We start from the raw sequence: 26,429 nt of genomic DNA, 5'->3' as shown, positions 1-26,429 counted from the left end.
CGATGACGGCGCGCTTCCTGGTGCTTTGCCTGCTCCTGCTGTGTGGCCTGGCCAGCGCCGCGCCGCCGCGCTCGCTGCGTTTCGAGCAGTTGAGCGTGCAGGAGGGCTTGCCGCAGGAATCGGTGCTGGCGATCGCGCAGGACCGCCAGGGCTTCATCTGGTTCGGCACGCAGGGTGGCCTGGCGCGCTACGACGGCTACCGCACCGTGATCTACCAGCATGCGCTGAACGATCCGCACAGCCTGTCGCAGAACTGGGTGCGCGTGCTGCATGTCGATCCCGCCGGGCGGCTGTGGGTCGGCACCGACAATGGCCTGGACCTGTTCGATCCGCTGACGCAGCGCTTCCGGCACTTCCGCCCGCAAGAGCCGGCGCAGCGCGGCAACGGCAACCGGCATGTGCGCGCCATCGTCGACGATGGCGCCGGCGGGCTGTGGCTCGGCACCGCCGATGGCCTGCAGCGCTTCGATCCGGCGACGGGCCGCTTCACGATCTTCCATCACGCGCCGGACGATCCGCGCAGCCTGGCGCATGACCAGGTCAATGCGCTGGCGCGCGACGCCGCCGGCCGCCTGTGGATCGGCACGCCGGCCGGCGTCGACCTGCTGGCGCCCGGCGCCGCCGGCATGGCGCGCTTTTCCGTGACGGGACCCAATGGCGCACGCGCCGTGGCGGTGCAGTCGCTGCTGGCCGACCGCGACGGTACGCTGTGGGTCGGCACGCATGCGGGCCTGGAACACTGGCGGCCGGCGGTGCCGGCGGCGGCGCCACGGCGCGAGCGGCTGCCGGACAATGCCGGGCTGCCGGCCGGCGCCGTGATGAACCTGTACCAGGATGCCGAGGGCACCGTGTGGGCCGGCATGCGCAACGACGGGCTGTTCCGCTGGCACCCGCAGACTCGCCGCTTCATCGGTTACCGCCATGAGCTGGGCGACCCGCACAGTCTTGCGGACAACTACGTGTCGGCGCTGTTCCACGACCGCGTGGGCACCTTCTGGGTGGGCACCTGGTTCAATGGCGTCAGCCGGGTCGACCTGTCCAGCGGCGGCTTCGCCCGGCTGGTCAAGAACCCCGACCAGCCGGGATCGCTGAGCGATAACCGGGTGCGCGCCATCGTCGATGCCGGCGAAGGCAGGCTGTGGGTCGGCAACGACCATGGCCTGAGCCTGTACGACCCCACTACTGGCCAGGCCCGGCTGTACCGCCTGCCGCAGGCCGGTAACGGCAGCAGCGATGCCAACGTGACCGGATTATGGCGCACGCCCGGCGGCACGCTGTGGGTGGGCAGCCGCGCCGGCGTGCGCACGTTCGAGCCGGCCACCGGCCACTTCGGGCCGCTGCTGCTCTCGCGCGGCAATCCCGAGCTGGACACGGTGCGCTACGTGTTCGGCGACCGCGCCGGCATGATCTGGGTGTCCAGCAAGGCGGGCCTGTACCGCATCGACCCGGCCGGCGGCGCCATGCGCGTGTTCCGGCACGACCCCGGCAATCCCGCCAGCCTGGCCGACGACAGCGTCCGGCCCGTGCTGGAGGACCGCCGCGGCAACCTGTGGGTCGGCACGTTCAACGGCCTGGGCCTGCTGGATCGCCGCACCGGCCGGTTCCGCCATTTCCAGCACGACCAGCGCGATCCCGGCAGCCTGTCGCACAACGAGGTGCACTACCTGCACGAGGATGCGCAGGGCACGCTGTGGGTCGGTACCGCGTCGGGCCTGAACCGCATGCAGCACACCGCCAGGGGCATCGCATTTCGCCGCTATACCCGCCAGGAAGGGCTGGCCGACGATGCGATCGCGGCGATCCTGCCGGATCGCCAGGGCAAGCTGTGGCTGTCGACCAACAGCGGGCTGGCCAGCCTGGACCCGGCCACGGACCAGGTGCGCAACTATTCCGGCGCCGACGGCACCATCGAAGGCGCCTACTTCGACGGTTCCGCGTTCGCCGCGCCGGATGGCACGCTGTACTTCGGCGGTTTCAACGGCATCACCGCGTTCGATCCGGCCCGCGTGCGCCCGAACGGCATCGCGCCGGTGGTGGCGATCACCGACTTCCAGATCTTCAACCAGCCGGTGCGCCCCGGCGCCGCGCGGCCCGATGGCGACGTGATCCTGCAGCGCGCCATCGAGGCGACCCGTGCGCTGACACTGGATCACCGCGATTCGGTCTTCTCGCTGGAATTCGCCGCGCTGCACTTCGCCTGGCCGCAGAACAACCGCTTCGCCTACCAGCTCGAAGGCTTCGACGGCGACTGGGTCAGCACCGGGGCGGGCAAGCGCTTCGCCACGTATACCAACCTCGATCCGGGCCACTACGTGTTCCGCGTGAAGGCCGCCAACAAGGATGGCGTATGGGGCGAGCCGACCGAGCTGGCGATCACGATCCTGCCGCCGGTGTGGAAGACCTGGTGGTTCCGCTCGCTGGCGCTGGTGCTGCTGCTGGGCGGTGCCTTCGGCGTGTATCGGGCGCGCATGCGCGTGCTGCGTGACCGGCACCTGCGCCTGGAACAGCAGGTCAGCCTGCGCACGGCCGAGGTGGAAATGAAGAACCGCCTGCTGATGGAACAAAAGCGCGAACTCGAGCAGCGCGACGAACGCCTGCGCCACGCCGCCCGGCGGGCCGAGGACGCCACGCGGCAAAAATCGGAATTCCTCGCCAACATGAGCCACGAGATGCGCACGCCGCTGGCCGGCGTGATCGGCATGCTGGGCTTCGCGCTGCGCGACCGTTCGCTGCAGCCGGTGACCCGCGAGCAGATCGAGCGCGGCCAGGCCAATGCCCAGTCGCTGCTGTCGATCATCAATGACCTGCTGGACTTTTCCAAGATCGAAGCGGGCAAGCTGACCGTCGAGAAGATCGATTTCGCGCTGGCCGCCACCGTGGAGAACGTGGCCAGCCTGTTCGAGGAGCAGGCGGCCGCGCAGGGCGTGGACTTCCGGATCGACTATGCGCGCGACTTGCCGCATTTCGTCATCGGCGACCCGACCCGGCTGCGGCAGGTGCTCGTCAACCTGGTCGGTAACGCATTCAAGTTCACGCAGCGCGGCCATGTCACGCTGCGGGTGGCGCGTGCCGGGGGCGAGGAGGCCGGGTGCACGGAGGCCGGGTGCACGCGGATCCGCTTTACCGTGGAGGATACCGGCATCGGCATCCCGCCCACCGAGCTGCCGCGGCTGTTCGAAAAATTCGAGCAGGCCGATGCCACCACCACGCGCCGCTACGGCGGCACGGGCCTGGGCCTGGCGATCAGTCGCCAGCTGGTGGACCTGATGGATGGCGAGATCGTCGCGCACAGCACGCCGGGCGCCGGCAGCGTGTTTTCCTTCACGGTGCCGCTGTGCGACGGCATCGCGCCGGCGCTGGTGCCGCAGGCCGCGCGCGCGCCGCACACGCATCGCCTGAAGGTATTGTGCGCGGAAGATTTCCCGACCAACCAGATCATCATCCGCATGATGCTGGAGGACATGGGCCATGGCGTGGACATCGTCGGCAATGGCGCACTGGCGGTGGCCGCCTGCGCGCAAACGCGCTACGACCTGATCCTGATGGATGGCCGCATGCCGGAAATGGACGGGCCCACCGCCACGCGGGCGATCCGGGCCGGCGGCCCGGCCGGCGCGCCCGTCTGCGACCGCCACCTGATGATCGTGGCACTGACGGCCAACGCCAGCGAGGAAGACCGCAGCCGCTACCTGGCCGCCGGCATGGACGACTTCCTGACCAAGCCGATCGACGAGGATGCGCTGCACCTGCAGCTGGCCCGCGCCATCGAGCGCCAGCTGGCGCGCGGCGTGGTGCTCGATCCGCTGCCGGCGTTGCTGCCGCAGCGCCCGGCGGCGGCACAGCCGAGCGTGGCGGAGCTGGACGCGATGTTCGGCATCGCTGCCGGTCAGCCGATGGCCGGGCCGCCCGGCGGTTCGGCGGACGATGCGGCCAATGCGCTGCGCCTGCGCCTGCGCGATGCCTTCGTGGCCGACCTGCCGGCGAGGCTGGGCGAGCTGCACGCCGCGCTGGCCGCCGCCGATGCGGATGCGGCGGGCCGGCTGTTCCACGGCATGAAGGGCAGCGCCGCCTACCTGCGGGAGATGGAGCTGCACGCGCTGTGCGCGGAGCTGGAACGTGCCGCCGACCGCGCACTTTGGCCGGCGATCCGGCTCAAGCTGCCGCGGCTGCATGCGATGCTGGAACGGCTGCTGGCGCCGGCCGATGGCGGCCGCTCCGCCTGAGGCGTTTCGCGTGCGCATTTCGCGTGTGCATTTCGCGTGCGCATTTCGCGTACGTTTGGCAGTGGTTATAATCGCAACGCGCCGATGTGGGGGCGGATACTAGGGAGACTCATGAAAGTACTGGTAGTCGACGACGACGTCGTGTCGCGAATGATGCTGATGCACCTGATCGACAGCAGCGGCCACTACGAGATCGTTGAAGCCGAGGACGGCGCCGATGCGTGGCAGCAGCTGTCCGGCGGGCTGCGGCCGGCCGCCTGTTTTTGCGACCTGCGCATGCCGCGCGTGTCCGGCCTGGAACTGCTGCAGAAGGTGCGCGACGATGCCGCGCTGGCGGCCTTGCCGTTCGTGCTGGTGTCCTCCGCCAACGACCGGGAAACGGTCGAACGGGCCACCCGCGCCGGTGCCACCGGCTACATCGTCAAGCCGTTCGAACCGGTCGATGTGCGCGCCCAGCTCGATGCGCTGGCCGTGCTGCAGGCCGCGCCGTTGCCGGCCGAAGACCCGGCGGCCACGCAGGCGCGGCTCGGCATCGATGCGCAGCGCCTGGGCGCCTACCTGGCCGGTTTCGAAACCCAGCTGCTGGCCGCGGGGCCGGAGCTGGAAACGCTGCTGCGGGAGGGCCAGCGCGGCGAGGCCGCCGTGCGGCTGGAACGCCTGCGTGGCGGCTGCGCCACGCTTGGCCTGACGGGTGCGGCCGGCGCGCTGGCCGCGCTGCCGTCCAGCGCGGCCGCGCTGGCGCCGATGCTGGGCGCGGCATGCGACGCCGTGCGCCGGCAGGCCCGACGCATAATCGTGTGACAAGCAGGCGTGTGACAAGCAGGCGTGTGACAGCCAGGCGTGCGACAGCCAGGCGCGTGACGGCGCGGCCTTGCGCGGCGGCTTGTGCGATGGATCGTTTAAGCTTAAAGTAAGTGGCCAGTCCAACCATCAACCACAAGGCGATCATGGACCACTCCACGCAAGGCACCGCCAGCGCGCACGCCGATCCGTTCGCGCGGGCCCACCTTCCCCCGGCCGGGCTGTGGCCCGAACTCGTGTTCGACCTGCCCGAGCTGCATTACCCACCCCGCCTCAACTGCGTTGCCGAGCTGCTCGACCGCCATGTGGCCGCCGGCGACGGCGCCCGCGTCGCGCTGTACGGCGAGCATGAGCAGTGGACCTACGCGCAGTTGCAGGAGCGCGTCGACCGCATCGCCCAGGTGCTGCGCGGCCCGATAGGCCTCGTGCCGGGCAACCGCGTGCTGCTGCGCGGTACCAATACGCCGCTGATGGCCGCCGCCCTCCTGGCCGTGCTGAAGGCTGGCCTGGTCGCCGTGCCAACCATGCCCCTGCTGCGCACCCGCGAGCTGGCGACCATCGCGGCGAAGGCGCGGGTGGATGCGGTGCTGTGCGCTGCCGCGCTGCGCGCCGATCTCGACGCGGTGCCGGACCTGCCGCGCGTGGTGCATTTCGGTACCCCGGATGGCGCCCTGGAAGCGTTGATGGCGGAGGCGCCTGCCACGTTCGAGGCCTGCGACACCGCGGCGGACGATGTCTGCCTGATCAGCTTCACGTCCGGCACCACGGGCGTGCCGAAGGGGACCATGCATTTCCACCGCGACGTGCTGGCGATCTGCGACTGCTTCCCGCGCCACACGCTGCGCACGCGGCCGGAGGATGTCTTCATCGGCACGCCGCCCCTGGCATTCACGTTCGGCCTGGGCGGCCTGCTGCTGTTCCCGCTGCGCGTGGGCGCCTGCGCGGTACTGCTGGAAAAGCCGACACCGGACACGCTGCTGCAGGCGATCGGGCGGTACCGTGCCACGGTGTGCTTCACCGCGCCCACCTCGTACCGGCAGATGGCGGCGCTGGCAGCCGGCCACGATCTGTCGAGCCTGCGCGAAACCGTGTCGGCGGGAGAGGCGCTGCCGGTCGCCACCCGCGAAGCCTGGCAACGGGCAACCGGCCTGGCCATGATCGACGGCATCGGCTCGACCGAGATGCTGCACATCTTCATCTCCGCCGCGGGCGCCGAGGTGCGGCCGGGTGCCACCGGCAAGCCGGTCCCGGGCTATCGCGCGTGCGTGCTCGATGCGCAGGGCCGGCCGGTGGGGCCGGGCGTGGTGGGTCGGCTGGCCGTGAAGGGGCCGACAGGTTGCCGCTACCTGGACGACGCCCGGCAACGCGATTACGTGTGCAACGGCTGGAACCTGACCGGCGACGCCTACGAGATGGATGCCGACGGCTATTTCTACTACCGTTCGCGGACCGACGACATGATCGTCTCGGCCGGCTACAACATCGCCGGGCCGGAGGTGGAAGACGCGCTGCTGCGCCATCCGGCCGTGGCCGAATGCGGCGTGGTCGGCAGGGCGGACGACGAGCGCGGCCAGGTCGTCGAAGCGCATGTGGTGCTGCGGCAGGGCTTTGCCGCCACGCCCGAGCTGGCGGCCGCGTTGCAGGAATTCGTCAAGGGCGAGATCGCGCCGTACAAGTACCCGCGCCGCGTGGTGTTCGCGGCGACACTGCCGCGCACCGAGACCGGCAAGCTGCAGCGCTTCCGGCTGCGCCAGCCATGAACGTGCTGTGCATCGGTGGCGGCCCGGCCGGCCTGTACAGCGCACTGTTGCTGAAGAAGGCGGCGCCGGAGCATCGCGTCGTCGTGGTGGAGCGCAACCGGCCGTACGACACCTTCGGCTGGGGCGTGGTGTTTTCCGACCAGACGCTGGACAACCTGGTGGCCGCCGATGAACCGACGGCGCGCGAGATCCTGGCCTCGTTCAACCACTGGGACGACATCGAGATCTTCTTCAAGGGCGCGCGGGTGCGTTCGGGCGGCCACGGCTTCGCCGGCATCGGCCGCAAGCGCCTGCTGAACATCCTGCAGCGGCGCTGCGAGGCGCTGGGCGTGGAACTGGTCTTTGAAACGGACGTGTCGGACGACAGCGAACTGGCCGCACGCTACGCCGCCGACCTGGTGATCGCCGCCGATGGCCTGAACAGCCGCATCCGCGCGCGCCATGCCGGAACCTTCATGCCGCAGGTGGAAGCGCGCCAGTGCCGCTTCGTGTGGCTGGGCACGACGAAACGCTTCGATGCGTTCACGTTCGATTTCCGGGAAACGGAGCACGGCTGGTTCCAGGCCCACGTCTACCAGTTCGAGCCCGGCACGTCGACCTTCATCGTGGAAACGCCGGAAACGGTGTGGCGTGCCGCCGGGCTGGAAGACATGACGCAGCAGGAAGCGATCGCGTTCTGCGAGCGCCTGTTCGCCGACCGGCTGGACGGCCACCCGCTGATGTCGAACGCGGCGCACCTGCGCGGTTCGGCCATGTGGCTGCGCTTTCCCCGCATCGTCTGCGAACGCTGGGTGCACTGGGAAGGCGCGGTACCGGTCGTGCTGGCCGGGGACGCGGCCCACTCGGCGCATTTCTCGATCGGTTCGGGCACCAAGCTGGCGCTGGAGGATGCGATCGCGCTGGCGCGCTGCGTTGGGGCGCATGGCCACTTGCGGCAGGCACTGGACGCCTACCAGGCGGAGCGCTCGGTCGAGGTGCTGAAGCTGCAGAGCGCGGCGCGCAATTCGATGGAGTGGTTCGAGAACGTGGCGCGCTACGCGGCGCTGGACGCGCCGCAGTTCGCCTATGCGATGCTGGCACGCAGCCAGCGTCTGTCCCATGAAAACCTGCGCTTGCGCGACCCTGGCTATGTGGCGGACTACGAGCGCTGGTTCGCGCGGCGCGCCTTCGCGCAGGCCGGCCTGGCGCCGCCGGACGAGTGCGCGATACCGCCGATGTTTACGCCGTTCCGGGTGCGCGGCCTGGTGCTGAAGAACCGCATCGTGGTGTCGCCGATGGCGCAGTACAGCGCCACCGATGGCGTGGTCGGCGACTGGCACCTGCTGCACCTGGGCGCGCGCGCGGTGGGCGGGGCGGGGCTGGTGATGGCGGAAATGACGTGCGTTTCCGCCGATGCGCGGATCACGCCTTGGTGCCCCGGCCTGTATGCGCCGGAGCATACGGTGGCATGGCGGCGCATCGTCGCCGCCGTGCATGCGGCGAGCGACGCCAGCATCGGCATCCAGCTCGGCCATGCCGGCGCCAAGGGCTCGACGCGCGCGATGTGGGACGGCATCGACCAGCCGCTGGCCGATGGCAACTGGCCGCTGCTGTCGGCATCGCCGCAGCAATACCTGGAAGGGGTGTCGCAGGTGGCGCGCGAAGCCGGTGCGGCCGACATGGCGCGCATCGAAGCCGATTTCGTGCGCGCCACCCTGGCGGCCGACGAGGCGGGCTTCGACTGGCTCGAACTGCATTGCGCGCACGGCTACCTGCTGTCGTCGTTCATCTCGCCGCTGACGAACCGGCGCACCGACGAACATGGCGGCAGCCTGGAAAACCGCTGCCGCTTCCCGCTGCGCGTGTTTGCCGCGATGCGTGCCGCCTGGCCCGCGCACAAGCCGATGAGCGTGCGCATTTCGGCGCACGACTGGGTGGAAGGCGGCATCACGCCGGACGACGCGGTGCGGGTGGCACGCCTGTTCAAGGCGGCCGGCGCGGATGTGATCGATTGCTCGTCCGGCCAGGTCAGCAAGCGCGAACGGCCCGTGTTCGGCCGCATGTACCAGGCGCCGTTTGCCGACCGGGTGCGCAACGAAGCGGGCATTGCCACGATGGCCGTGGGCGCGATCCACGAGGCCGACCATGCCAACGGCATCATCGCGGCCGGCCGCGCCGACCTGTGCGCGGTGGGCCGGCCGCACCTGGCCAACCCGGCCTGGACGCTGGCCGAGGCGGCGCGCATCGGCTACCGCGCGCAGCCCTGGCCCAGGCAGTACCTGGCCGGCAAGGCGCAACTGGAACGCAACCTGGAGCGGGAACGATCTTGAACAAGAAGGAAGTACTGCGGGCTGTCCCGGATGCACCGCCGGCGGCACCGCGCTCAATCGCGCTCGACCTGGCCAGCCGCCTGACCGACGACCATCACCAGTCGCTGAAACTGTGGCTGCGCATGCTCTCGTGCACGGTGCGCATCGAGAACGACATTCGTGCGCGGCTGCGCGCGCGTTTCGACGTGACGCTGCCCCGCTTCGACCTGATGGCGCAGCTGGAACGGCACCCCGATGGCATGCGCATGGGCGAACTGTCGAAGCGGATGATGGTCACCGGCGGCAACGTCACCGGCATCGCCAGCCAGCTCGAGCGGGAGGGGCTGGTGGCACGCGTGCCCGACCCGCGTGATGGGCGCGCCTACAGCGTGAAACTGACGCCGGCGGGGCGCCGCGCCTTCGCCACCATGGCGCGCGAGCACGAGGGATGGGTGATCGAGCTGCTGGGGGACATGCCGGGCGACGACAAGGCCCGATTGCTGGAGTTGCTGGCGCAGATGAAAGGGCACCTGGATGCCCGCGAGGAGAATGCATGAAATACCTGCACGGGCAGCCGCATGCGCTGCCGGGCCACCGCGCGGCGCTGGCCGGCTACGCGGCGCGCCACTTCCTGTTCGCGGTGGAGGAGGGCGTGGCCACGGTCACGCTGAACCGCCCCGAACGCAAGAACCCCCTGACTTTCGAGTCGTACGCCGAATTGCGCGACCTGTTCCGCGCGCTCGCCCATGCCGACGACGTGAAGGCCGTGGTGGTCGCCGGCGCGGGCGACGACTTCTGTTCGGGCGGCGACGTGCACGAGATCATCGGCCCGCTGACGCGGCTCGACATGCCCGGCCTGCTCGCGTTCACGCGGCTGACGGGCGACGTGGTGAAAGCGATGCGCGCCTGCCCGCAGCCGGTCATCGCGGCGGTCGACGGGATCTGCGCCGGCGCGGGGGCGATGCTGGCCCTGGCGTCCGATATCCGCCATGGCACGGAACGCAGCAAGACGGCATTCCTGTTCACCCGCGTCGGCCTGGCCGGTTGCGACATGGGCGCCTGCGCGCTGCTGCCGCGCGTGATCGGCCAGGGGCGCGCCGCCGAGCTGCTGTACACGGGGCGTTCGATGTCGGGCCTGGAAGGCGAGCGGTGGGGCTTCTTCAACGCGCTGCATGCGCCCGAGGCGCTGCCGGGCGCCGCGCAGGAGCTGGCGCGCGCCCTGGCGCGCGGGCCCACGTTCGCGCACGGCATGACGAAGAAGATGCTGCAGCAGGAATGGAACATGGGCATCGACGAAGCGATCGAGGCTGAGGCGCAGGCCCAGGCGATCTGCATGGCCACCAACGATTTCCACCGGGCTTACCACGCGTTCGTGGCGAAGCAGAAACCGGCATTCGAGGGAGACTGACGTGGCGGACAAGGCATACCTGGACTGGCCATTCCTGGAACCGCGCCACCGTGCGCTGGAAAGCGAACTCGATGCCTGGGCGGCGGCGCACCTGGGCGACACGCATGGTGCTGGTGCGGCGGCCGATGTCGATGCGGCCTGCCGCGCGCTGGTGCGGCGGCTGGGCGAGGCGGGCTGGCTGCGCCATGCGGTGGGCGGCGTGCGGTATGGCGGCGCCGGCGAGGCGCTCGACACGCGCGCGCTGTGCCTGATCCGCGAGACGCTGGCGCGGCACGATGGCCTGGCCGATTTCGCGTTCGCGATGCAGGGCCTGGGCTCCGGCGCGATCAGCCTGTTCGGCAGCCCGGCGCAACAGGCGCACTACCTGCCGCGCGTGGCGCGGGGCGACGCGATCGCGGCGTTCGCGCTGTCCGAACCGCAGGCAGGTTCGGACGTGGCCGCGATGGCGTGCGCGGGGGTGCGCGATGGCGACCATTATGTGCTCGATGGCGAAAAGACGTGGATCTCGAATGGCGGCATCGCCGATTTCTACGTGGTGTTCGCGCGCACCGGCGAGGCGCCCGGCGCGCGCGGCATCAGTGCCTTCATCGTCGATGCCGACGCGCCGGGGCTGTCCATCGCCGAACGCATCGACGTCATCGCGCCGCATCCGCTGGCGAGATTGCGGTTCGACGCCTGCCGCGTGCCGGCCGGCGCCCTGGTCGGCGCGGCGGGGCAGGGCTTCAAGGTGGCGATGGCCACGCTGGACGTGTTCCGCACCTCGGTGGCCGCCGCGGCACTGGGTTTCGCCCGGCGCGCGCTGGACGAAGCCCTGGCGCGTGCCACCTCGCGCACCATGTTCGGCCAGACCCTGGCCGGCTTCCAGCTGACGCAGGCGAAGCTGGCGCAGATGGCCACCGGGATCGACGCCGCGGCGCTGTTGACCTATCGCGCCGCGTGGCTGCGCGATTCCGGCAACAAGGTGACCAAGGAGGCGGCCATGGCGAAGATGACGGCGACCGAAACGGCGCAGCAGGTGATCGACGCGGCCGTGCAGATGTTCGGCGGACAGGGCGTGGTCAGCGGCGCGCCGGTGGAGCGCCTGTACCGCGAGATCCGCGCGCTGCGCATCTACGAAGGCGCCACCGAAGTGCAGCAACTGATCATCGCGCGCGAACTGCTGCGCGCCTTGCCGAACGGGGAATGACGATGGAGATCCTGCAACCGCCGGGCTGGTCCCGGCCAAGGGGGTATTCGAACGGCATCGCCGCCAGCGGGCGCATGGTGTTCGTCAGCGGCATGGTGGGGTGGAACGCCGAAGGCGAGTTCGAGACCGACGATTTCGTCCTCCAGGTCGCACAGGCGCTGCGCAACGTGCTCGCGGTACTGGCCGAGGCAGGCGCGGGGCCGGCCGATATCGCGCGGATGACGTGGTATGTGGTCGATCGCGATGAATACCTGCAGGCGGCGAAAAGGCTCGGCCAGGCCTATCGCGAGGTGATGGGCGATCATTTTCCCGCCATGACAGCGGTGGCGGTCGCCGCGCTGATGCCAGCGCGCGCGCGGGTCGAGATCGAAGTCACCGCCGTCGTGGAACCCCCTTCGCTGGCCGGCTGATTCCAGGCAGGGCCCGTTACGCGGGGCCGACTGGCCCGAACGTGGCGTCGATGCCCGGGCAGTTCGCGGGCATCGCCACGGTTGTCGATCTACCGGCCGGTATCACCCGCCACGACCGGGCTGGAACCTGGCTGGTCGCTGTCAGGCGCCGGTACATGCAAGGCACAGCTGGTCCCGGCAGCCAGTGGCTTGCTGATGGTCCACCCTGGAACCGGCGCGGCATTCCCGCAGACGAGCAGCCTGGCATCCCTGCCGGCCTGCGTGGCATGCTGGACAATAGTGGTGGGCGTGCCCGCCAGCGTCAGCGCATTCGCGTAGAAGAGCGTTGGCGCCGCATAGAACGGGAAGATGTCACCCACCGGATAGCCGGGATGCAGCACGGCGATTGGCCCGGCCTCGTTGCTGCCGGCAAGCGAGCGCAAGGCAAAGCTGTGCTGGTCATACGGCCTGGACTGTTTCAGGGCGATCGTCTTGTGGACCAGCAGGGCATTGAGGCCGATGGCCAGCGCCGCCAGGGCAACGCCGAGCGGGATGGCGAGGGCCGGTTTGGCGGCTTCGGGATCCATGCGCAGCTTGGCGGCGATATCGCTGAATCCCAGCGCGCAAAGGATGGCCGACAGCGGCGCCAGCGGCATCGCGTACCACACCAGCTTGGTACCAGCGGATGAAATCACGACGAGGTAGACGATCAGGCACATGGCCAGGAACGCCGTCAGTCGTTTCACCGCAGCCGAGCCGCGCACGAGCAGGTAGGCGGCCATGAGCAGGCTCGGCACCAGCCACGGGAAGAACTTGACCCGGAACAGGTACCAGAGCGGGCTGCCATGATGGCCCTCGAGCGCATTGGCATAACGGCCGCCGAGGTCGTTGGCCTGCACCGCCGCGAAATAGCCCGGATCGATCTCGTTCCGGATCCAGTAATAGGAAACACACGAGGCGGCCGCCAGGATGCATCCGATATAAAAATATGGCTTACGCAATATCGCGCCAATCTGACGGGTGAACAGTGCGTAAAGGAAAATACCAGGAAGGAAAATCATCCCCTGGATGGTTTTCGTATAGAAGGCGAGGACGACGGCGATGGTCGTCAAGGCGAAGTACATCCGCTTGTTGCGGGTCTGTTCCTGCAGGAAGATGAAAGCGCAAAGGATGTAGACGGTCGTCAGCAGCGTGAGCAGCGAATCGTAGTTGCCTGAACGCGCGCCATGGATCTGGATATACCCCGGCGTGGCAAGAATGATGAGGACGGCCAGGAATGCCTGGACGGGGCGGCGCAGATAATGGCCGACAAACCAGTACACCAGCATGGCGGTGCCCAGCGCTGCCAGCACCGAAGGCAGGCGTACCCCCAGTTCATTGACACCGACCAGGTTGATGGCAATGGCCATCAGCCAGATCAGCAATGGCGGCTTGGTATTCCAGTGATCGGGCTGCCATTCGAATGTGGTGATGAGCGACAGGCCGGTCTTCGACATTTCCAGCGCATTGTTTGCCAGGCGCGATTCATCCCACAGTTCGATCGGAATGTCGGTGAGGCGATAGAACAGCACCACCGCGGACGCGGCAAATGCCAGCAGCAACAGGAACAGATTGCGCCGCTGGTTGTCCTGGCTGCCGGCATCCGTGGCATGGCTGCCGCCGCCGCTGTCCGACAGCGGGGTGCGCCAGTCGGCCCCTTGCTTTCCTGTCTTGCCACTGCTGTAATCCACGAACACCATGGCCTTCGAGCCGATGTAGAACACCAGTGTATAGAACGGCATGGCCAGCACGTGGCACAGGTACGAATTCAGCTCCAGGGCCAGGAAGGCTTGCAGGGCGGTGAGATTGGCCAGGTAGGCGACGGCGCAGACGAGGATGAAGCGCGCTGCCGCCTGCAGGGTATTGCCCTTGTGCGAGAAGGTCCAGAATTTGTTGAGGAAAAAACTGCACAGCATGCCGATCACATACCCGCTCACATTGGCGGCAACGTCATCGACGCCCAGCCATGCCTTGGCAATGAAGATGACGGCCATGGTCACGGCGGTATTGAAGACGCCAACGGTCAGGAACTTGCCGAGCGTAACGGAGAACAACTTGTTGAGTGAGGGGGCGGCTATCATCATCGGCTTTAGGTAACTGATCGGGTGATGCGTGAAGAGTATGACTCTTCACGGGCAGCGAGCGCTGCGTCGCGGCATTGGCCGTAAGCCGATGCATCCGGTTGAAGAGGCCGGCCCCTGGACAGGTGCCGCCGACCTACTTCAACCGCATTTGCTCGAAGCGGTCGCGTGACCGGCTCCGGTTAGTGTGCTTGGTTCGCTTACTCAGGCACCAGTTCACGATCCTGGACGGGCAGTCCAGTCACCGTGCGCTCGACGAAATAGCGCGGCCGTGATTTGGTTTCACCATAGATCTTGCCGAGATACGCCCCGATGACACCGAGGCACAGCAACTGAATGCCGCCAAGCAGCGTCAGCGGGAATACCGTGGAGGCCCAGCCCGGCACGGCATTCTTGGTGAACAGTGCTGTCCAGATCACCCAGCCTCCCACCAGCAGCGAGCAGCCGAAGACGATGAATCCCAGCATCGTGATCATCTGCAGCGGCACCGTGGAGAATGACGTGATGGCCTCGCCCGCCAGCTTGAGCATCTTTTTCAGCGGGTACTTGGTCTCGCCAGCGAACCGTTCCTTCCTCACGTACTCGACGGTCGTTGCCTTGAAGCCGATCAGTGGAATGATGCCCCGAAGATAAAGGTTCACTTCGTTGTACTCGCGCAGGGCATCGATGATCTTGCGGCTCATCAGGCGGAAGTCCGCGTGGTTATGGATCAGGTCGACTCCGAACCAGGCCAGCAGCTTGTAGAACGCCACGGCGCTGTTGCGCTTGAAAAGCGAGTCGCTGGAGCGATCATTCCTGACACCGTAGACGATCTCGCTGCCCTGGGCGTGGTGATCGATCATGGTCTCGATCACATTGATGTCGTCCTGCAGATCGGCGTCGATGGTGATGACGACATCGGCGTTCGATGCCATCAATCCGGCCAGCACGGCGTTCTGGTGCCCGCGGTTGCGCGACAGCTTGATGCCGGTGACATGCGACCTGCGGCTGGCTTCCTTCTCGATCAGGAGCCAGGTTTTATCCCGGCTGCCGTCGTCGACGAATACAACCTGGCTGGAAGCGTTGATTTTGCCCTTGCCGATGAGTTTCTCGAGCAATTCCACGAACTGGCGGCACGACTCCGCCAGTACAGCCTCTTCGTTATAGCAGGGAACGACGAGGTGCAGCGTCGGCAAGGTATCCCGCTTCCGGACAAATTTTTCGCTAACATTCAAGTCTTGCATATCTACCTTTGAACTATTTAAGATCGGCGAGTCGCTCGTGCGCTGGCGAGCCTTGGGATCTCTCGGATAATGTGATGCGGGCAGCAATTCGTTGCGGTGTGCACTATCCCAGGAATGACGCTATCGCCGTGTGCGTTACTGGACCGGAGCAAATTGTGGAAACTGGACGCTTGCCGCGCGTTGCGATCTCGGTCCCTTCCGCTCGCCACGACTTTCAAAGCATCCATCGGGGAGCACATGTTGACAGACGTATTTCCACAAAACTAGATTCGGGCTGTTCAACGATCGGTGTTTATCGTAACTAAAGCACAATCTTCCTTGCGGTCGCAACTTTACCATGTTTTTCCATCTTTGCAAGTTTTCCATCTGTGAAAGCACACCGCTTTACGGTGCTCTCATGACAGCTGGCGGGCAGGCCGCGAGAGGGGAAAATGCCCGATCCACACGCCGGACAGGCCTTCTCGCGCGAACGGCTGCCGCGCTGCTGCCTTGACCTCGTAGTGCCTCATCCCTGGACACCGAGCTGGCCGTGATAGCGGGCTGCCAGTTGTTGCGCGAGCACGCGATAGCTGCGCGTGTTCTCGATGAACGCCGGCCCCTTGGCTGCGCGTGCCCGGGCGTATTCCGGATCGTCGAGGACTTCGCATAACGCTTCGGCCAGCGCTTCGACAGTGGTGCGCGTGAGCCAGCCCGCGTCGCTGTTGCGCAGCACCCACGCTTGGTCCGGAATGTCGTTGCCCACGTTGGGCATCCCCAGCGCCAGGTATTCGAGGATCTTGGTTGGCGAACTGACGTCGTACACCAGTCCACGCGGGATATAGGAAACCGCGACATCGGCGCCGCGCAGCAGCTGCCATGCGTCGCCGGAAGGCAGCCAGCCCGTGATCTTGACCGCATCCTGCAGGCCCAGTTTCGTGGCGTGGGCGACCAGCGATGCGGCATCGGCCGGCTCGCCGCCGCCGATCAGCAGCAATGTGGCGGTGGGATGGCGCCGCCGTACCAGCTGCAAGGCGTCGATCAGTTCATCGAGCCGGCGCAGACGGTCCAGCGTACCCAGGTAGGCGATCTGCGGCGCGTTGCCCCGTACCGGTGGCGCCGTATCGGGTGCTGCCAGCAATTCAGTATCCACGCCCATCGGCACCGCTGTGATCTTGCTTGCCGGGACACCTTTGCCCTGGACCATCTCGGCCATCGTGTCGCTCTGCACAAAGACGTGGCGCGCAGCGGGCAGTACCAGGCGGTACAGCAGCCAGTGTTCGATCATGCCCTTGGCCAGGACAATGCGTGCGCGCAGGCCGGCTTGCTCCCGTGCGCGAACGATGCGTGCTTCGCACATGGGGAACGACATCCAGTAGACAAAGGGCAGGCCGCGCAACTTGGCCGCCAGCATCGTCAGCAGGCCGACGGTGACCATGTCACGCACCTGCAGTGCGGCGTATTCTCCGCGGCGCGCACCGAGTACCTTGCGCACGCACGTGCCGACGAAGCGCAATTCGCTGCGCAGCCTACCGCCGGCACCGGAAACGCGGTGCATCGATGCATAACCCTGCGGCGCCGGTGCGGGCTTGCCGTCCGACCGCCCGATCAGGTCGCAGGTGATGCCGTGGCGGGGCAGGTATTTGCCGAACAGGGTCGCCACGTCGGCGCGGTGGGTCGGGAGCAACTCAGGAGCAAGGACGAGAAGTTTGAGCGAGGAGGGCTTCGACACGGCACAATTATCGGAGGAAATAATTGCGATTATAGCAAATGATTGCTGGCTTGCCGGGTAGCGGCTGGAGTGTGGAACCCCTGGCAAACGACCGCCTGCGATGAAGTCATCGTGACTTCGCAGCCATGCTGATGGGGCGACTGATGGGACAACAGATGGGGGGAGGACAGGCTGGGAGGGAGGCAGGGCGACACGGAGAGGATGGAATCACATGCGCATCCACGCCATGCAGGCTGGTCCCCCCGACTGGAATCGAACCAGTATCCCACGCTTAGGAGGCATGTGCACTATCCATTGTGCTACGGGGAGGACGCGAAGCGAACGCAATTATAGCCGAGGCGAAGGAAATGTTTCGTGATGAATGCGCTCTCTCGGTACAATGCCGGGTTCCCGCATTGAAGAAGCAATCCCATGACTGTCCTCTCCCTTACTTCCGCGCAGCTGGCGTTCGGCCACCATGCGCTCCTCGATCATGCCGAGTTCTCGCTGCAAGCCGGCGAACGCGTCGGCCTCATCGGCCGCAACGGTACGGGCAAGTCGTCGCTGCTGAAGATCATCTCGGGCCGGCAAAAGCTCGATGACGGCTCGCTCGTCATGCAGCAGGGCCTGCGCATCGCCTATGTCGAGCAGGAACCGGTGTTCGAGCCGGAAATGTCGGTGTTCGATGCGGTGGCGTCCGGTCTCGGCGACCTGCCGGCGCTGGTCAAGGAATACGATGCGTTGACGGGGCAGTTCGGCCAGGGCAACGACGATGCGCTGATGGAGCGCATGCATGAAATCCAGACGCGCCTGGATGCCGCCGGGGCATGGAGCATCAATAACAAGGTCGAACAGACGCTTGAGCGGCTGAGTCTCAAGCCGGATGCATTGATGAAGACGCTCTCGGGCGGCATGCAGAAGCGCGTGGCTCTGGCGCGCGCCCTGGTCGCCGAACCCGATGTGCTGCTGCTGGACGAGCCGACCAACCATCTCGACTTCACGTCGATCCAGTGGCTCGAGGGCTTGCTGCGCGATTTCCGCGGTAGCGTGCTGTTCATTACCCACGACCGTTCCTTCCTCGACAACGTGTCGACCCGCACGGTCGAGCTCGACCGCGGCAGGCTGATGTCGTATCCGGGCAATTTCAGCGCCTATCAAGTACGCAAGGCGGAACAACTGGCGATCGAGGAAATCGAGAACGCCAAGTTCGACAAGTTCCTCGCCCAGGAAGAAGTGTGGATCCGCAAGGGCGTGCAGGCCCGCCGCACACGCGACGAAGGCCGCGTGCGCAGGCTGGAGCGGCTGCGCGAGCAGCGCGTGGCACGGCGCGAACAGCAGGGGCAGGTCAGGCTGGAAGTGACGTCCGGCGAGCGCTCCGGCAAGATCGTCGCGGAACTGGAGAATGTGCAGAAAGGCTTCGGCGAGAAGGTCATCGTGCGCGACTTCAGCGCGACCATCCTGCGTGGCGACAAGGTCGGCCTGATCGGCGCGAACGGTGCCGGCAAGACCACGCTGCTCAAGCTGATCCTCGGCGAAACGGCGCCCGACAGCGGCAGCGTGAAGCAGGGTACCAAGTTGCAGGTGGCGTACTTCGACCAGATGCGGGCGCAGCTGAACGAGGAAGCCAGCCTGGCGGACACGATCTCGCCGGGCAGCGACTGGGTCGAGGTCAACGGCCAGAAAAAGCACGTGATGAGCTACCTGGGCGACTTCCTGTTTGCGCCGGAACGGGCCCGTTCCCCGGTGCGGACCTTGTCCGGCGGCGAGCGCAACCGCCTGTTGCTGGCACGCCTGTTCGCCAAGCCTGCCAATGTGCTGGTGCTGGACGAACCCACCAACGATCTCGATATCGATACGCTGGAACTTCTCGAGGAATTGCTCGAGGATTACAGCGGTACCGTTTTCCTGGTCAGCCACGACCGCACCTTCCTCGATAACGTGGTGACCCAGGTCATCGTGGCGGAAGGCAATGGCCTGTGGCGAGAATACATCGGTGGCTACAGCGACTGGGAGCGCGTTCGTGCCACCGCGCCGGCGGCAACGGTGAAGCCGGCGGCGGAGCCAAAGCAGGCCCCGGCGGCACCCGCGGAACCGGCCGCCGCGGCAGCCAAGCCTCGCAAGCTCAGCTTCAAGGAACAGCGCGCGCTCGACGAATTGCCGCTGTTGATCGAGCGTCTCGAGCAAGAGCAGGTGGCGCTGTCGGCAACCTTGTCGGACCCCGAGTTCTACAAGAAAACGCCGGCCGAGGCGAAGCAGGTGCATGACCGTATCGCGCAAATCGAAACCGAGCTGATGACTGCGCTCGAGCGCTGGGAAGAGATCGAATCGCGTAACGGGCGGTGACGGCGGGAGGTGTTGGTCAGCGAATTTCTCTTGCGCATGTTTTGCGCTACATTTGGCGTTAGTGTTGTAAAATCTGCAAACTCTGCAGCCCTCTCGCCGAGAAAGACGATCACGCAAATGACCATGCACCAACGCAAAACTGACGGCCCGGGCATCCCGGCCGTACCGCCGGACAACGGCCCCGACGGGTGGTTTGGCCGGCCATCGACCGCACGCATTCTTCCGTTCGCTATTTATATGGCGTTCGTGGCCGTGGCTGACGTGCTGCAGCGTTTTGGCTGGAGCGCCGACGACTTGCGCTGGCTGTATGCGGTGAAGATCGTTGCCGTGCTGGCCGCCCTGTTCGCCTATCGCCGGAGCTACACCGAACTGGCCTGGCGCCCGATGGGGGCCGTCGCGCTGTGCTCGTCGATCGTGGTCGGCATCGTCGTGCTGGTATTGTGGGTCAACCTGGACGCGGCATGGATGCTGGCTGGCGAGTCGGCGGGATTCAATCCGACCGATGCCGCGGGCCGCATCGACTGGGTGCTGGTGGCGGTGCGCATCGCGGGCGCCGCGCTGGTGGTCCCGGTGATGGAAGAGCTGTTCTGGCGCTCGTTCTTGCAACGCTGGGTGCATGACCGCCAATTCCTGCAAGTACCGCCGGGCCAGGTGGGCTTCACCGCGCTGATCGTTACCTCGCTCCTGTTTGGTGTCGAACACAACCAGTGGTTCGCCGGCGTCGTCGCGGGCCTGGCCTACGGCGTGCTGTATATGCGGACTGGCACCCTGTGGGCGCCGATCCTGGCGCATGCCGTCACGAACGGGCTGCTTGGCGCCTGGGTGGTTGGTACCGGGGCCTGGACTTACTGGTAATATTGCAATATCGTCAAAAGAGATCATCACAATGTCGAGCATTCCACCATCGCGCCTGCGATTGCTGTCCGCAGCCGTCGCTCTGCTTGCCTGCGCGTGCGCGCGCGCCGAGATCAGCGACACGATCCACCCCTATGTCGCTATCGGCTACACCTACGATGACAACCTGTTGCGCCTGCCGGACAATATTACCGGTGTCACGCAGCGCTCGGATACCATCACGCAAGCCCAGGCTGGCCTGATCGTCGATCGGCCGATCGGCCGCCAGCGGCTGACCGGCAGCGCGAAAGTGTCCCGCGTAACGTTCAATCATTACGACGAGCTTGACTACAACGGCAAGGATTTCCGGGGCGACCTGGCCTGGCAGCTGGGCAATCGCTTCTCGGGCAACCTGGGTGGCAACTACCAGCAAACGCTGACACCTTTCACCGACTTCCATACCAGTGATCGCAACCTGCGCGTGCAGCGCCAGGCCTACTTCAACGGCGCGTGGCGGTTCCATCCCAGCTGGCAGCTGCGCGGCGGCCAGACCCGCACGCGGTTCGAATACGAACTGCTGGCCCAGAGCGTTAACAACCGCGAGGAGACGCTGAGCGAGTTCGGCTTCGATTACCTGGCGCCGAGCGGCAGCAGGATCGGCCTGGTGGCGCGACGGTTCGAAGGGGAATACGTCAATCCCTTGCTCTCCAGCGGCATCCGCCGGGATGGCTATACGCAGGACGAGTTGAAGGCCAACGTGAACTGGCAGTTCAGCGCGGTAACGCAGGTGCAGGTGCTGGCCGGGTACGTACGGCGCAACTATGAAGTGTTCTCGAATCGCGATTCGAGCGGGCCGAACGGCCGCGTGACCGTGCGCTGGGCGCCATTGAACAAGGTGAAGTTCACGGTCGACGGCTGGCGTAACTTCGCCGCTGTCGAAAGTGCCATCGTCAGCAACAGCCTGAATACGGGTGGCAGCGTGGCCGCTACCTGGTCGATCTCGTCGAAGCTGCAGGCGAATGCGTCGCTGCGCCGGGAGCGCCGGGAATTCGAAGAGTTGCGGACCGCGGTTAACGACCGCGACCTTACCGACCGCACTCGCGGCGCCACCCTTGGCCTGACCTATGCTCCAACGCTGAGTTCGCAGCTCTCGTTGAGCGGCTTCCGCGACAACCGCGATGGCAATTCGGTATTGCGAACCAGTTCCTACCGTGCCAAGGGCCTTTCTTTCAACGCCAGCGTGCAGTTCTGATGGGCAGCAGTTTCAATGACGATCAATGACATTCCCCTAATTTCGTTCTTCCAGCGCATTCTCGATCCAGTGATCATCATGGGCACCCTGTATGGTGTCTCGATGGCGTTTGGCGAGCCCTTCACGGGCTATTCGCTGATCCTGATGATCCTGGCGTTCTTCATTTCGTCGGCCGTTTACCAGCATATCGACCCATACCGCACGTGGCGCAGCGGCCGCATGCTGGCCTATTCGCGCGATATCTTCGGCGGCTGGCTTGTCACCGCGCTGATCCTGGTATTGCTCGGCGCCGTCAGCGGCCTGTCGTATCACTACGACGAGCGTGTCGTGCTGGCCTGGTTCTGTGCCACGCCGTTCATCTTGCTGGCCAGCCACCTGGCGGCGCGCAAGGTGGGGTCCGACCCATCCCAGGCCAGCGAACTGCGCTCGGTGCTGGTGGTCGGCGCCAACGATGTCGGCATCAAGTTCGCCCGCACGATCGAGCGTTATCCGAACCTGTTCATGCAGGTACGCGGGTTTTTCGATGATCGCGGCGGTGACCGCCAGCCCGAGGACCTGGACTATCCGATCCTGGGCAAGATGTGCGACGTGGCTGCTTTCGTGCGCGAAAACAATATCAAGATGATCTTCATCAGCCAGCCGATCTCCGCGCAGCCGCGCATCCGCAAGCTGCTCGACGACCTGCAGGATACGACCGCATCGGTGTACTTCCTGCCCGATATCTATGTCTTCGACCTGATGCAGGCACGCTTCGATAACGTGGGCGGCATGCCCGTGATCGCGATCTGCGAAACGCCCTTCACCGGCTTCAACAGCCTGGTCAAGCGCGCCAGCGATATCGTGCTGGCACTTGCCATCCAGCTGATGTTGCTGCCAGTGATGCTGGCGATCGCTGTCGCCGTCAAGCTCAGCTCGCCTGGTCCGGTCATCTTCCGCCAGCGCCGTTACGGCCTGTACGGCGAACAGATCTATGTTTACAAGTTCCGTTCGATGACGGTCACGGAAGATGGCACCAATGTGGTACAGGCCAAGAAGAACGACCAGCGCATTACCCGTGTCGGCGCGTTCCTGCGCAAGACCTCGCTCGATGAGTTGCCGCAATTCCTGAACGTGCTGCAAGGCCGGATGAGCATTGTCGGACCGCGGCCGCACGCGGTGGCGCATAACGAGCAGTACCGGAAGCTGATCAAGGGCTACATGTTGCGTCACAAGGCCAAGCCCGGCATTACTGGCTGGGCGCAAGTAAATGGCTTCCGTGGTGAAACGGAGACACTGGACAAAATGGAGGCGCGCATACGGTACGATCTCGACTATTTGCGCAACTGGTCCCTTTGGCTGGACTTGTGGATCATCGTTCGCACGGTGGCCGTGGTGCTGAAACGCGAGAACGCGCATTGATCCAAGGATATTGAATCTTAAGTAAATTTTCAGCCGCACTGCGCGCGGGCCACGTTACAATAGCTTCTGTTGCAACTTTGTCTAGTATCTGATGAAGTTGCTTTCGCAACAATTAGCTGTATAATTTAATAATTAGTCTTGCCGCAGAGTCATGGCCGGCATCAAGCCGCGGCGCTCATCCATGGAACCGGAGGAATTACCTTGAAAAACAACAAAATTGCAGCCCCCTCGCTTCGCCCGACACGCGTCATGCTGTGCACGGGCCTCATCGCGATGGCTGCCGCGCTGACTGCATGTGGGGACAAGGCCGAGAAAAAACCAGGCCAGGCACTTGCCAGCGTGAACGGGGAAGAAATTACGGTGATGCAGCTGAACGAGGAGCTGGGGCGCGTCAACGTGCCGGCGGCGCAGCAGGAGGCGGCCCGCAAGCAGTTGCTGGAATCGCTGATCGATCGCCAGCTGCTGCAGGGCGAGGCTGCAAAAGAAAAGCTGGACCGCGATCCGAAAGTGGTGCAGGCTGTCGAGCGGGCGAAGTCGCTGATCATTGCCCAGGCCTACCTGCAGAAGCGCATCGGCACGCCAACCCGGCCAACCAAGGAAGAGGTGGCAGCGTATTACAGCCAGAATCCGCAGTTTTTCGCGAACCGCAAGCAGTTCGACATGCGCCAGCTGGTGCTGGCGACGCGCGATGTGAGCGATCCCCTGAAGGAAGTGATCAACTCCGCCAAGTCGATCGACGATGTGGCGGCATGGCTCGACGGACAGAAGGTTCGCTATGCCCGCGCCCAGCTGAGCCGCAGCAGTGCCGAGATGCCGCAGCAATTGAGCTCGCGCCTGCAAACGATGCCGAAAGGGCAGCTGTTCGTCGTGCGTGAAGGCGAACGCAGCATGCTGATTTCGATCGCCGACATGCGCGACGCACCGGTAACGCTGGAGCAGGCCACGCCACAGATCGAACAGTTCCTCACGAACAAGAAGAACAAGGAAGCTGCCGATGCTGAGCTGAAACGTCTGCGGACGGCGGCCAAGATCGAATACCTGAACAAACCCGCGGATCAGCCTGCCGCTGCCGCAGCGCCTGGCACTGCGGCGCCCGCGGCAGCGCCTGCTGCCGCAACGCCTGCCGCGGCGCCGGCCGATGCGGCAGGTGCCCCACAGGGTCTGAGCAACGAGTCGCATGAGCGCGGCGTGGCCGGAATGCGTTGAGCCCTGGCGCTCGGCTATGTTTAACCGCTGTAGGAATTAAGGAAGAGCTACTTATGAAATCACTGCACAAATGGATGATGGGAGCGTTGCTGAGCTTGGCAATGGGCTGGGCGGGCGCTGCGGACTTCACGCTGGGACCGGGCGATATCGTGAAGATATCGGTGTATGGCAATCCGGATCTCGGCATCGAAACACGGGTCAGTGAATCCGGTTCCATCACGTTCCCCCTGGTGGGGCAGGTGGATGTCAACGGCCTGAATACTCCAGCGGCGGAGCGCAAGATCGCCGGCCTGCTCGAGAGCGGCGGCTTCCTGAAAAAGCCGCAGGTGAACCTGGTCGTCTCGCAGATCCAGAGCCGGCAAGTGTCGGTCCTGGGCCAGGTGAATCGTCCCGGCCGTTTCCCGCTCGAAGGCAAGCGCAGTGTGATGGACCTGCTGGCGCTGGCGGGTGGCTTCAACCCCGATGGCGGCGACACCATCAGCCTGATCCGCAAACGCGATGGCAAGGTCAGCAAGACCGTCATCGACGTGGTGGAGATGGTGCGTACGGGTGAACTGGCCAAGGACCTCGATCTGGAGCCGAACGACATCCTGTACGCCGAGCGTTCGCCGCGGTTCTATATCTACGGCGAGGTGCAGCGTCCAGGCGCCTTCCGCCTCGAGCGCCAGATGACGGTGATCCAGGCACTGGCGGTGGGTGGGGGCCTGTCCCCACGCGGTACCGAGCGTGGCATCCGTGTCAAGCGCCGGGGTGCCGATGGCAAGGAACAGATCGTGCAAGTCAAGCATGACGATTTGCTCCAGGTAGATGACGTTGTATACGTCAAGGAAAGTTGGTTCTGATCGAATGCCGTGTCCGCCGCTGTAGCGGCGGACTGGACCCCGGAGTGAGAGCACTATTATGAATTTCGCGCAATTTTTATTGATCCTTAACGCACGCAAGAAAATTGCGCTGCTGACCCTGGCCGTAACGGTGCTCGCGACCGTCGTCGTCAGCCTGATGTTGCCCAAGAACTATAAGGCAACCAGCACCATCGTCATGAACTACAAGGGCATCGATCCGCTGACGGGCCTTGCCATGCCCGGCGCACTGATGCCAGGCTACATGGCGACGCAGATGGACATCATCGGCAGCAAGAACGTGGCACAGCGCGTGGTGGAGCGGCTGCGCCTGGCCGAGAGCCCGGCGGTACAGCAACAGTTCCAGGAAGCCACCGAAGGCCGTGGCACCGTGCGCGACTGGCTGGCCAATCTGCTGCTGCGCAAGCTCGAGGTCGAGCCATCGCGCGAAAGCAGCGTTGTGGGCATCAGCTTCCAGGGGTCCGACCCGCAGTTCGCGGCGGCCGTGGCGAACGCGTTCGCCGAGGAATACCAGAACATCAGCATCCAGCTGAAGTCGGAACCCATGAAAAAGGCGTCCGGCTACTTCGTGGAGCAGTCCAAGCTGTTGCGCGATAACCTGGAAGTGGCCCAGAGCCGCCTGTCGAAGTACCAGCAGGAACATGGCATCGTCAGCGTCGACAATCGCCTGGATGTGGAATCGGGGCGCCTGAATGATCTGTCGAGCCAGCTCGTGGCTGCGCAGACGATGGCGATGGAAGCGCGTTCGCGCCAGTCGGTGGCCCAGGGCCGCGGTGGCGAATCGCCGGACGTGAACAACAATCCGCTGATCCAGAGCTCGCGCGCCAACCTGGCGGCGGCCGAGTCGAAGCTGGCCGATCTGGGTCAACGGCTCAGCACCAATCACCCGCAGTACCTGAGTACCCGTGCCGAAGTCGAGAAACTGCGCGCTTCGCTGAACGAGAACGTGCGCCTGACGCAGAGCACCGTTGGCAACAATGCCTCCGTGCTGTCGCAGCGCGAGGCGGAAATCCGCGCTGCGCTCGACGCGCAGAAGACGAAGGTGCTGGAACTGAACCGTACCCGCGATGAAATGAATGTGCTGGCGAAGGATGTCGAGAATGCGCAGCGCGCCTTCGACATGGCTGCCCAGCGCCTGTCGCAAACCCGGATCGAAGGCCAGTCCGACCAGACCGACGTGTCGATCCTGAATCCGGCCGTGGCACCGCTCGAGCCGTCCGGCCCGAAGGTCACGCTGAACGTGATCCTGTCCGTGTTCCTCGGCACGTTGCTGGGCGTTGGCCTGTGCATGCTGGCTGAAATGTTCGACCGCCGGGTGCGTTCGGAAACCGATCTGTCCGACATGGCCGAACTGCCTGTGCTCGGCGCGATCAACTGGAACCCGCCGAAGCGCAAGCGTTTCAGCTTTGGCAAACCGACGGGCCCGCGCCAGCTGCGCCTGAATTGACAAT

At 65.6% G+C, this 26,429-nt stretch carries 18 protein-coding genes, 1 tRNA gene and 1 pseudogene; 15 read left to right on the top strand and 5 right to left on the bottom strand.

The annotated features are described in order from the left end of the window. The first annotated feature begins 2 nt into the window (after positions 1 to 2). From EYF70_RS20960 to EYF70_RS20925, 8 genes are all read left to right on the top strand, one after another. Complete coding sequence (locus EYF70_RS20960) at positions 3 to 4,223, top strand: two-component regulator propeller domain-containing protein (RefSeq protein WP_131147140.1); 4,221 nt, start codon at positions 3 to 5, stop codon at positions 4,221 to 4,223. 111 nt (positions 4,224 to 4,334) lie between these two features. Beyond that, positions 4,335 to 5,024 (top strand): response regulator, encoded by a 690-nt coding sequence (locus tag EYF70_RS20955; RefSeq protein WP_131147139.1) that lies wholly within the window; start codon positions 4,335 to 4,337, stop codon positions 5,022 to 5,024. Between the two features lie 146 nt (positions 5,025 to 5,170). After that, the gene (locus EYF70_RS20950) at positions 5,171 to 6,784 is read left to right on the top strand and encodes a benzoate-CoA ligase family protein (RefSeq protein WP_131147138.1); all 1,614 of its coding nucleotides are present in this window, start codon (positions 5,171 to 5,173) and stop codon (positions 6,782 to 6,784) included. Beyond that, the gene (locus tag EYF70_RS20945) at positions 6,781 to 9,093 is read left to right on the top strand and encodes a bifunctional salicylyl-CoA 5-hydroxylase/oxidoreductase (protein WP_131147137.1); all 2,313 of its coding nucleotides are present in this window, start codon (positions 6,781 to 6,783) and stop codon (positions 9,091 to 9,093) included. The genes EYF70_RS20950 and EYF70_RS20945 overlap by 4 nt, the downstream gene beginning before the upstream one ends. A 14-nt stretch (positions 9,094 to 9,107) precedes the next feature. Further along, positions 9,108 to 9,629, top strand: a complete 522-nt coding sequence (locus EYF70_RS20940) for a MarR family winged helix-turn-helix transcriptional regulator (protein ID WP_371861742.1) — start codon at positions 9,108 to 9,110, stop codon at positions 9,627 to 9,629. Beyond that, positions 9,626 to 10,480: an enoyl-CoA hydratase family protein gene (locus EYF70_RS20935; RefSeq protein ID WP_131147136.1), complete on the top strand. Its 855-nt coding sequence runs from the start codon at positions 9,626 to 9,628 to the stop codon at positions 10,478 to 10,480. Before EYF70_RS20940 ends, EYF70_RS20935 begins: the two co-directional genes overlap by 4 nt. A gap of 1 nt (position 10,481) precedes the next feature. Beyond that, positions 10,482 to 11,666: an acyl-CoA dehydrogenase family protein gene (locus tag EYF70_RS20930; RefSeq protein WP_131147135.1), complete on the top strand. Its 1,185-nt coding sequence runs from the start codon at positions 10,482 to 10,484 to the stop codon at positions 11,664 to 11,666. A gap of 2 nt (positions 11,667 to 11,668) precedes the next feature. Continuing rightward, positions 11,669 to 12,076: a RidA family protein gene (locus EYF70_RS20925; RefSeq protein ID WP_131147134.1), complete on the top strand. Its 408-nt coding sequence runs from the start codon at positions 11,669 to 11,671 to the stop codon at positions 12,074 to 12,076. 89 nt (positions 12,077 to 12,165) lie between these two features. Here EYF70_RS20925 and EYF70_RS20920 read toward each other — a convergent pair whose 3' ends face one another. The 5 genes and pseudogenes from EYF70_RS20920 to EYF70_RS20905 all read right to left on the bottom strand — a co-directional run bounded on the left by EYF70_RS20920 (position 12,166) and on the right by EYF70_RS20905 (position 17,415). Further along, on the bottom strand, positions 12,166 to 13,836 hold the full coding sequence (locus EYF70_RS20920; protein WP_229420939.1) for an ArnT family glycosyltransferase: 1,671 nt from the start codon (positions 13,834 to 13,836) through the stop codon (positions 12,166 to 12,168). A gap of 9 nt (positions 13,837 to 13,845) precedes the next feature. After that, a pseudogene (locus EYF70_RS32015) lies at positions 13,846 to 14,088 on the bottom strand (GtrA family protein); the annotation flags it as partial. A 287-nt stretch (positions 14,089 to 14,375) separates the two neighbouring features. Beyond that, on the bottom strand, positions 14,376 to 15,350 hold the full coding sequence (locus EYF70_RS20915; protein WP_131147132.1) for a glycosyltransferase family 2 protein: 975 nt from the start codon (positions 15,348 to 15,350) through the stop codon (positions 14,376 to 14,378). 553 nt (positions 15,351 to 15,903) lie between these two features. Next, positions 15,904 to 17,106 carry a glycosyltransferase gene (locus EYF70_RS20910; RefSeq protein ID WP_131147131.1) on the bottom strand — a complete coding sequence of 401 codons (1,203 nt, stop codon included), beginning with the start codon at positions 17,104 to 17,106 and terminating at the stop codon, positions 15,904 to 15,906. Positions 17,107 to 17,340: 234 nt separating this feature from the next. Beyond that, positions 17,341 to 17,415 (bottom strand) — tRNA-Arg (locus EYF70_RS20905). A gap of 102 nt (positions 17,416 to 17,517) precedes the next feature. On the opposite strand from EYF70_RS20905, the gene EYF70_RS20900 reads away from it, so the two are divergent. The 7 genes from EYF70_RS20900 to epsF all read left to right on the top strand — a co-directional run bounded on the left by EYF70_RS20900 (position 17,518) and on the right by epsF (position 26,425). Beyond that, positions 17,518 to 19,428: an ATP-binding cassette domain-containing protein gene (locus tag EYF70_RS20900; protein WP_131147130.1), complete on the top strand. Its 1,911-nt coding sequence runs from the start codon at positions 17,518 to 17,520 to the stop codon at positions 19,426 to 19,428. A gap of 123 nt (positions 19,429 to 19,551) precedes the next feature. After that, positions 19,552 to 20,283 carry a CAAX prenyl protease-related protein gene (locus tag EYF70_RS20895; protein ID WP_131147129.1) on the top strand — a complete coding sequence of 244 codons (732 nt, stop codon included), beginning with the start codon at positions 19,552 to 19,554 and terminating at the stop codon, positions 20,281 to 20,283. A gap of 31 nt (positions 20,284 to 20,314) precedes the next feature. Next, positions 20,315 to 21,514 carry an XrtB/PEP-CTERM-associated polysaccharide biosynthesis outer membrane protein EpsL gene (epsL, locus tag EYF70_RS20890; protein ID WP_131147128.1) on the top strand — a complete coding sequence of 400 codons (1,200 nt, stop codon included), beginning with the start codon at positions 20,315 to 20,317 and terminating at the stop codon, positions 21,512 to 21,514. A gap of 15 nt (positions 21,515 to 21,529) precedes the next feature. Further along, on the top strand, positions 21,530 to 22,912 hold the full coding sequence (locus tag EYF70_RS20885) for an undecaprenyl-phosphate glucose phosphotransferase (RefSeq protein ID WP_131147127.1): 1,383 nt from the start codon (positions 21,530 to 21,532) through the stop codon (positions 22,910 to 22,912). A 201-nt stretch (positions 22,913 to 23,113) separates the two neighbouring features. Beyond that, positions 23,114 to 24,118 (top strand): EpsD family peptidyl-prolyl cis-trans isomerase, encoded by a 1,005-nt coding sequence (locus tag EYF70_RS20880; RefSeq protein ID WP_307722063.1) that lies wholly within the window; start codon positions 23,114 to 23,116, stop codon positions 24,116 to 24,118. A gap of 53 nt (positions 24,119 to 24,171) precedes the next feature. Then, positions 24,172 to 24,960: a polysaccharide export protein EpsE gene (gene epsE, locus EYF70_RS20875; protein ID WP_131147126.1), complete on the top strand. Its 789-nt coding sequence runs from the start codon at positions 24,172 to 24,174 to the stop codon at positions 24,958 to 24,960. 58 nt (positions 24,961 to 25,018) lie between these two features. After that, positions 25,019 to 26,425: a chain length determinant protein EpsF gene (gene epsF / locus EYF70_RS20870; RefSeq protein WP_131147125.1), complete on the top strand. Its 1,407-nt coding sequence runs from the start codon at positions 25,019 to 25,021 to the stop codon at positions 26,423 to 26,425. Positions 26,426 to 26,429: the final 4 nt, after the last annotated feature.

The sequence above is a fragment of the Pseudoduganella albidiflava genome (assembly GCF_004322755.1).
Classification (GTDB): Bacteria; Pseudomonadota; Gammaproteobacteria; order Burkholderiales; family Burkholderiaceae_D; genus Rugamonas; species Rugamonas albidiflava.
The sequence above is the reverse complement of the archived record's forward strand: the minus strand, read 5'-3'. Positions and strand labels throughout refer to the sequence as shown.

Coding starts and splice junctions, on each gene's coding strand:
- EYF70_RS20960 (WP_131147140.1), top strand. CDS start 3: ATGACGGCGCGCTTCCTGGTGCTTTGCCTGCTCCTGCTGTGTGGCCTG.
- EYF70_RS20955 (WP_131147139.1), top strand. CDS start 4,335: ATGAAAGTACTGGTAGTCGACGACGACGTCGTGTCGCGAATGATGCTG.
- EYF70_RS20950 (WP_131147138.1), top strand. CDS start 5,171: ATGGACCACTCCACGCAAGGCACCGCCAGCGCGCACGCCGATCCGTTC.
- EYF70_RS20945 (WP_131147137.1), top strand. CDS start 6,781: ATGAACGTGCTGTGCATCGGTGGCGGCCCGGCCGGCCTGTACAGCGCA.
- EYF70_RS20935 (WP_131147136.1), top strand. CDS start 9,626: ATGAAATACCTGCACGGGCAGCCGCATGCGCTGCCGGGCCACCGCGCG.
- EYF70_RS20925 (WP_131147134.1), top strand. CDS start 11,669: ATGGAGATCCTGCAACCGCCGGGCTGGTCCCGGCCAAGGGGGTATTCG.
- EYF70_RS20920 (WP_229420939.1), bottom strand. CDS start 13,836: ATGCCGTTCTATACACTGGTGTTCTACATCGGCTCGAAGGCCATGGTG.
- EYF70_RS20900 (WP_131147130.1), top strand. CDS start 17,518: ATGACTGTCCTCTCCCTTACTTCCGCGCAGCTGGCGTTCGGCCACCAT.
- EYF70_RS20895 (WP_131147129.1), top strand. CDS start 19,552: ATGCACCAACGCAAAACTGACGGCCCGGGCATCCCGGCCGTACCGCCG.
- epsL (WP_131147128.1), top strand. CDS start 20,315: ATGTCGAGCATTCCACCATCGCGCCTGCGATTGCTGTCCGCAGCCGTC.
- EYF70_RS20885 (WP_131147127.1), top strand. CDS start 21,530: ATGACGATCAATGACATTCCCCTAATTTCGTTCTTCCAGCGCATTCTC.
- epsE (WP_131147126.1), top strand. CDS start 24,172: ATGAAATCACTGCACAAATGGATGATGGGAGCGTTGCTGAGCTTGGCA.
- epsF (WP_131147125.1), top strand. CDS start 25,019: ATGAATTTCGCGCAATTTTTATTGATCCTTAACGCACGCAAGAAAATT.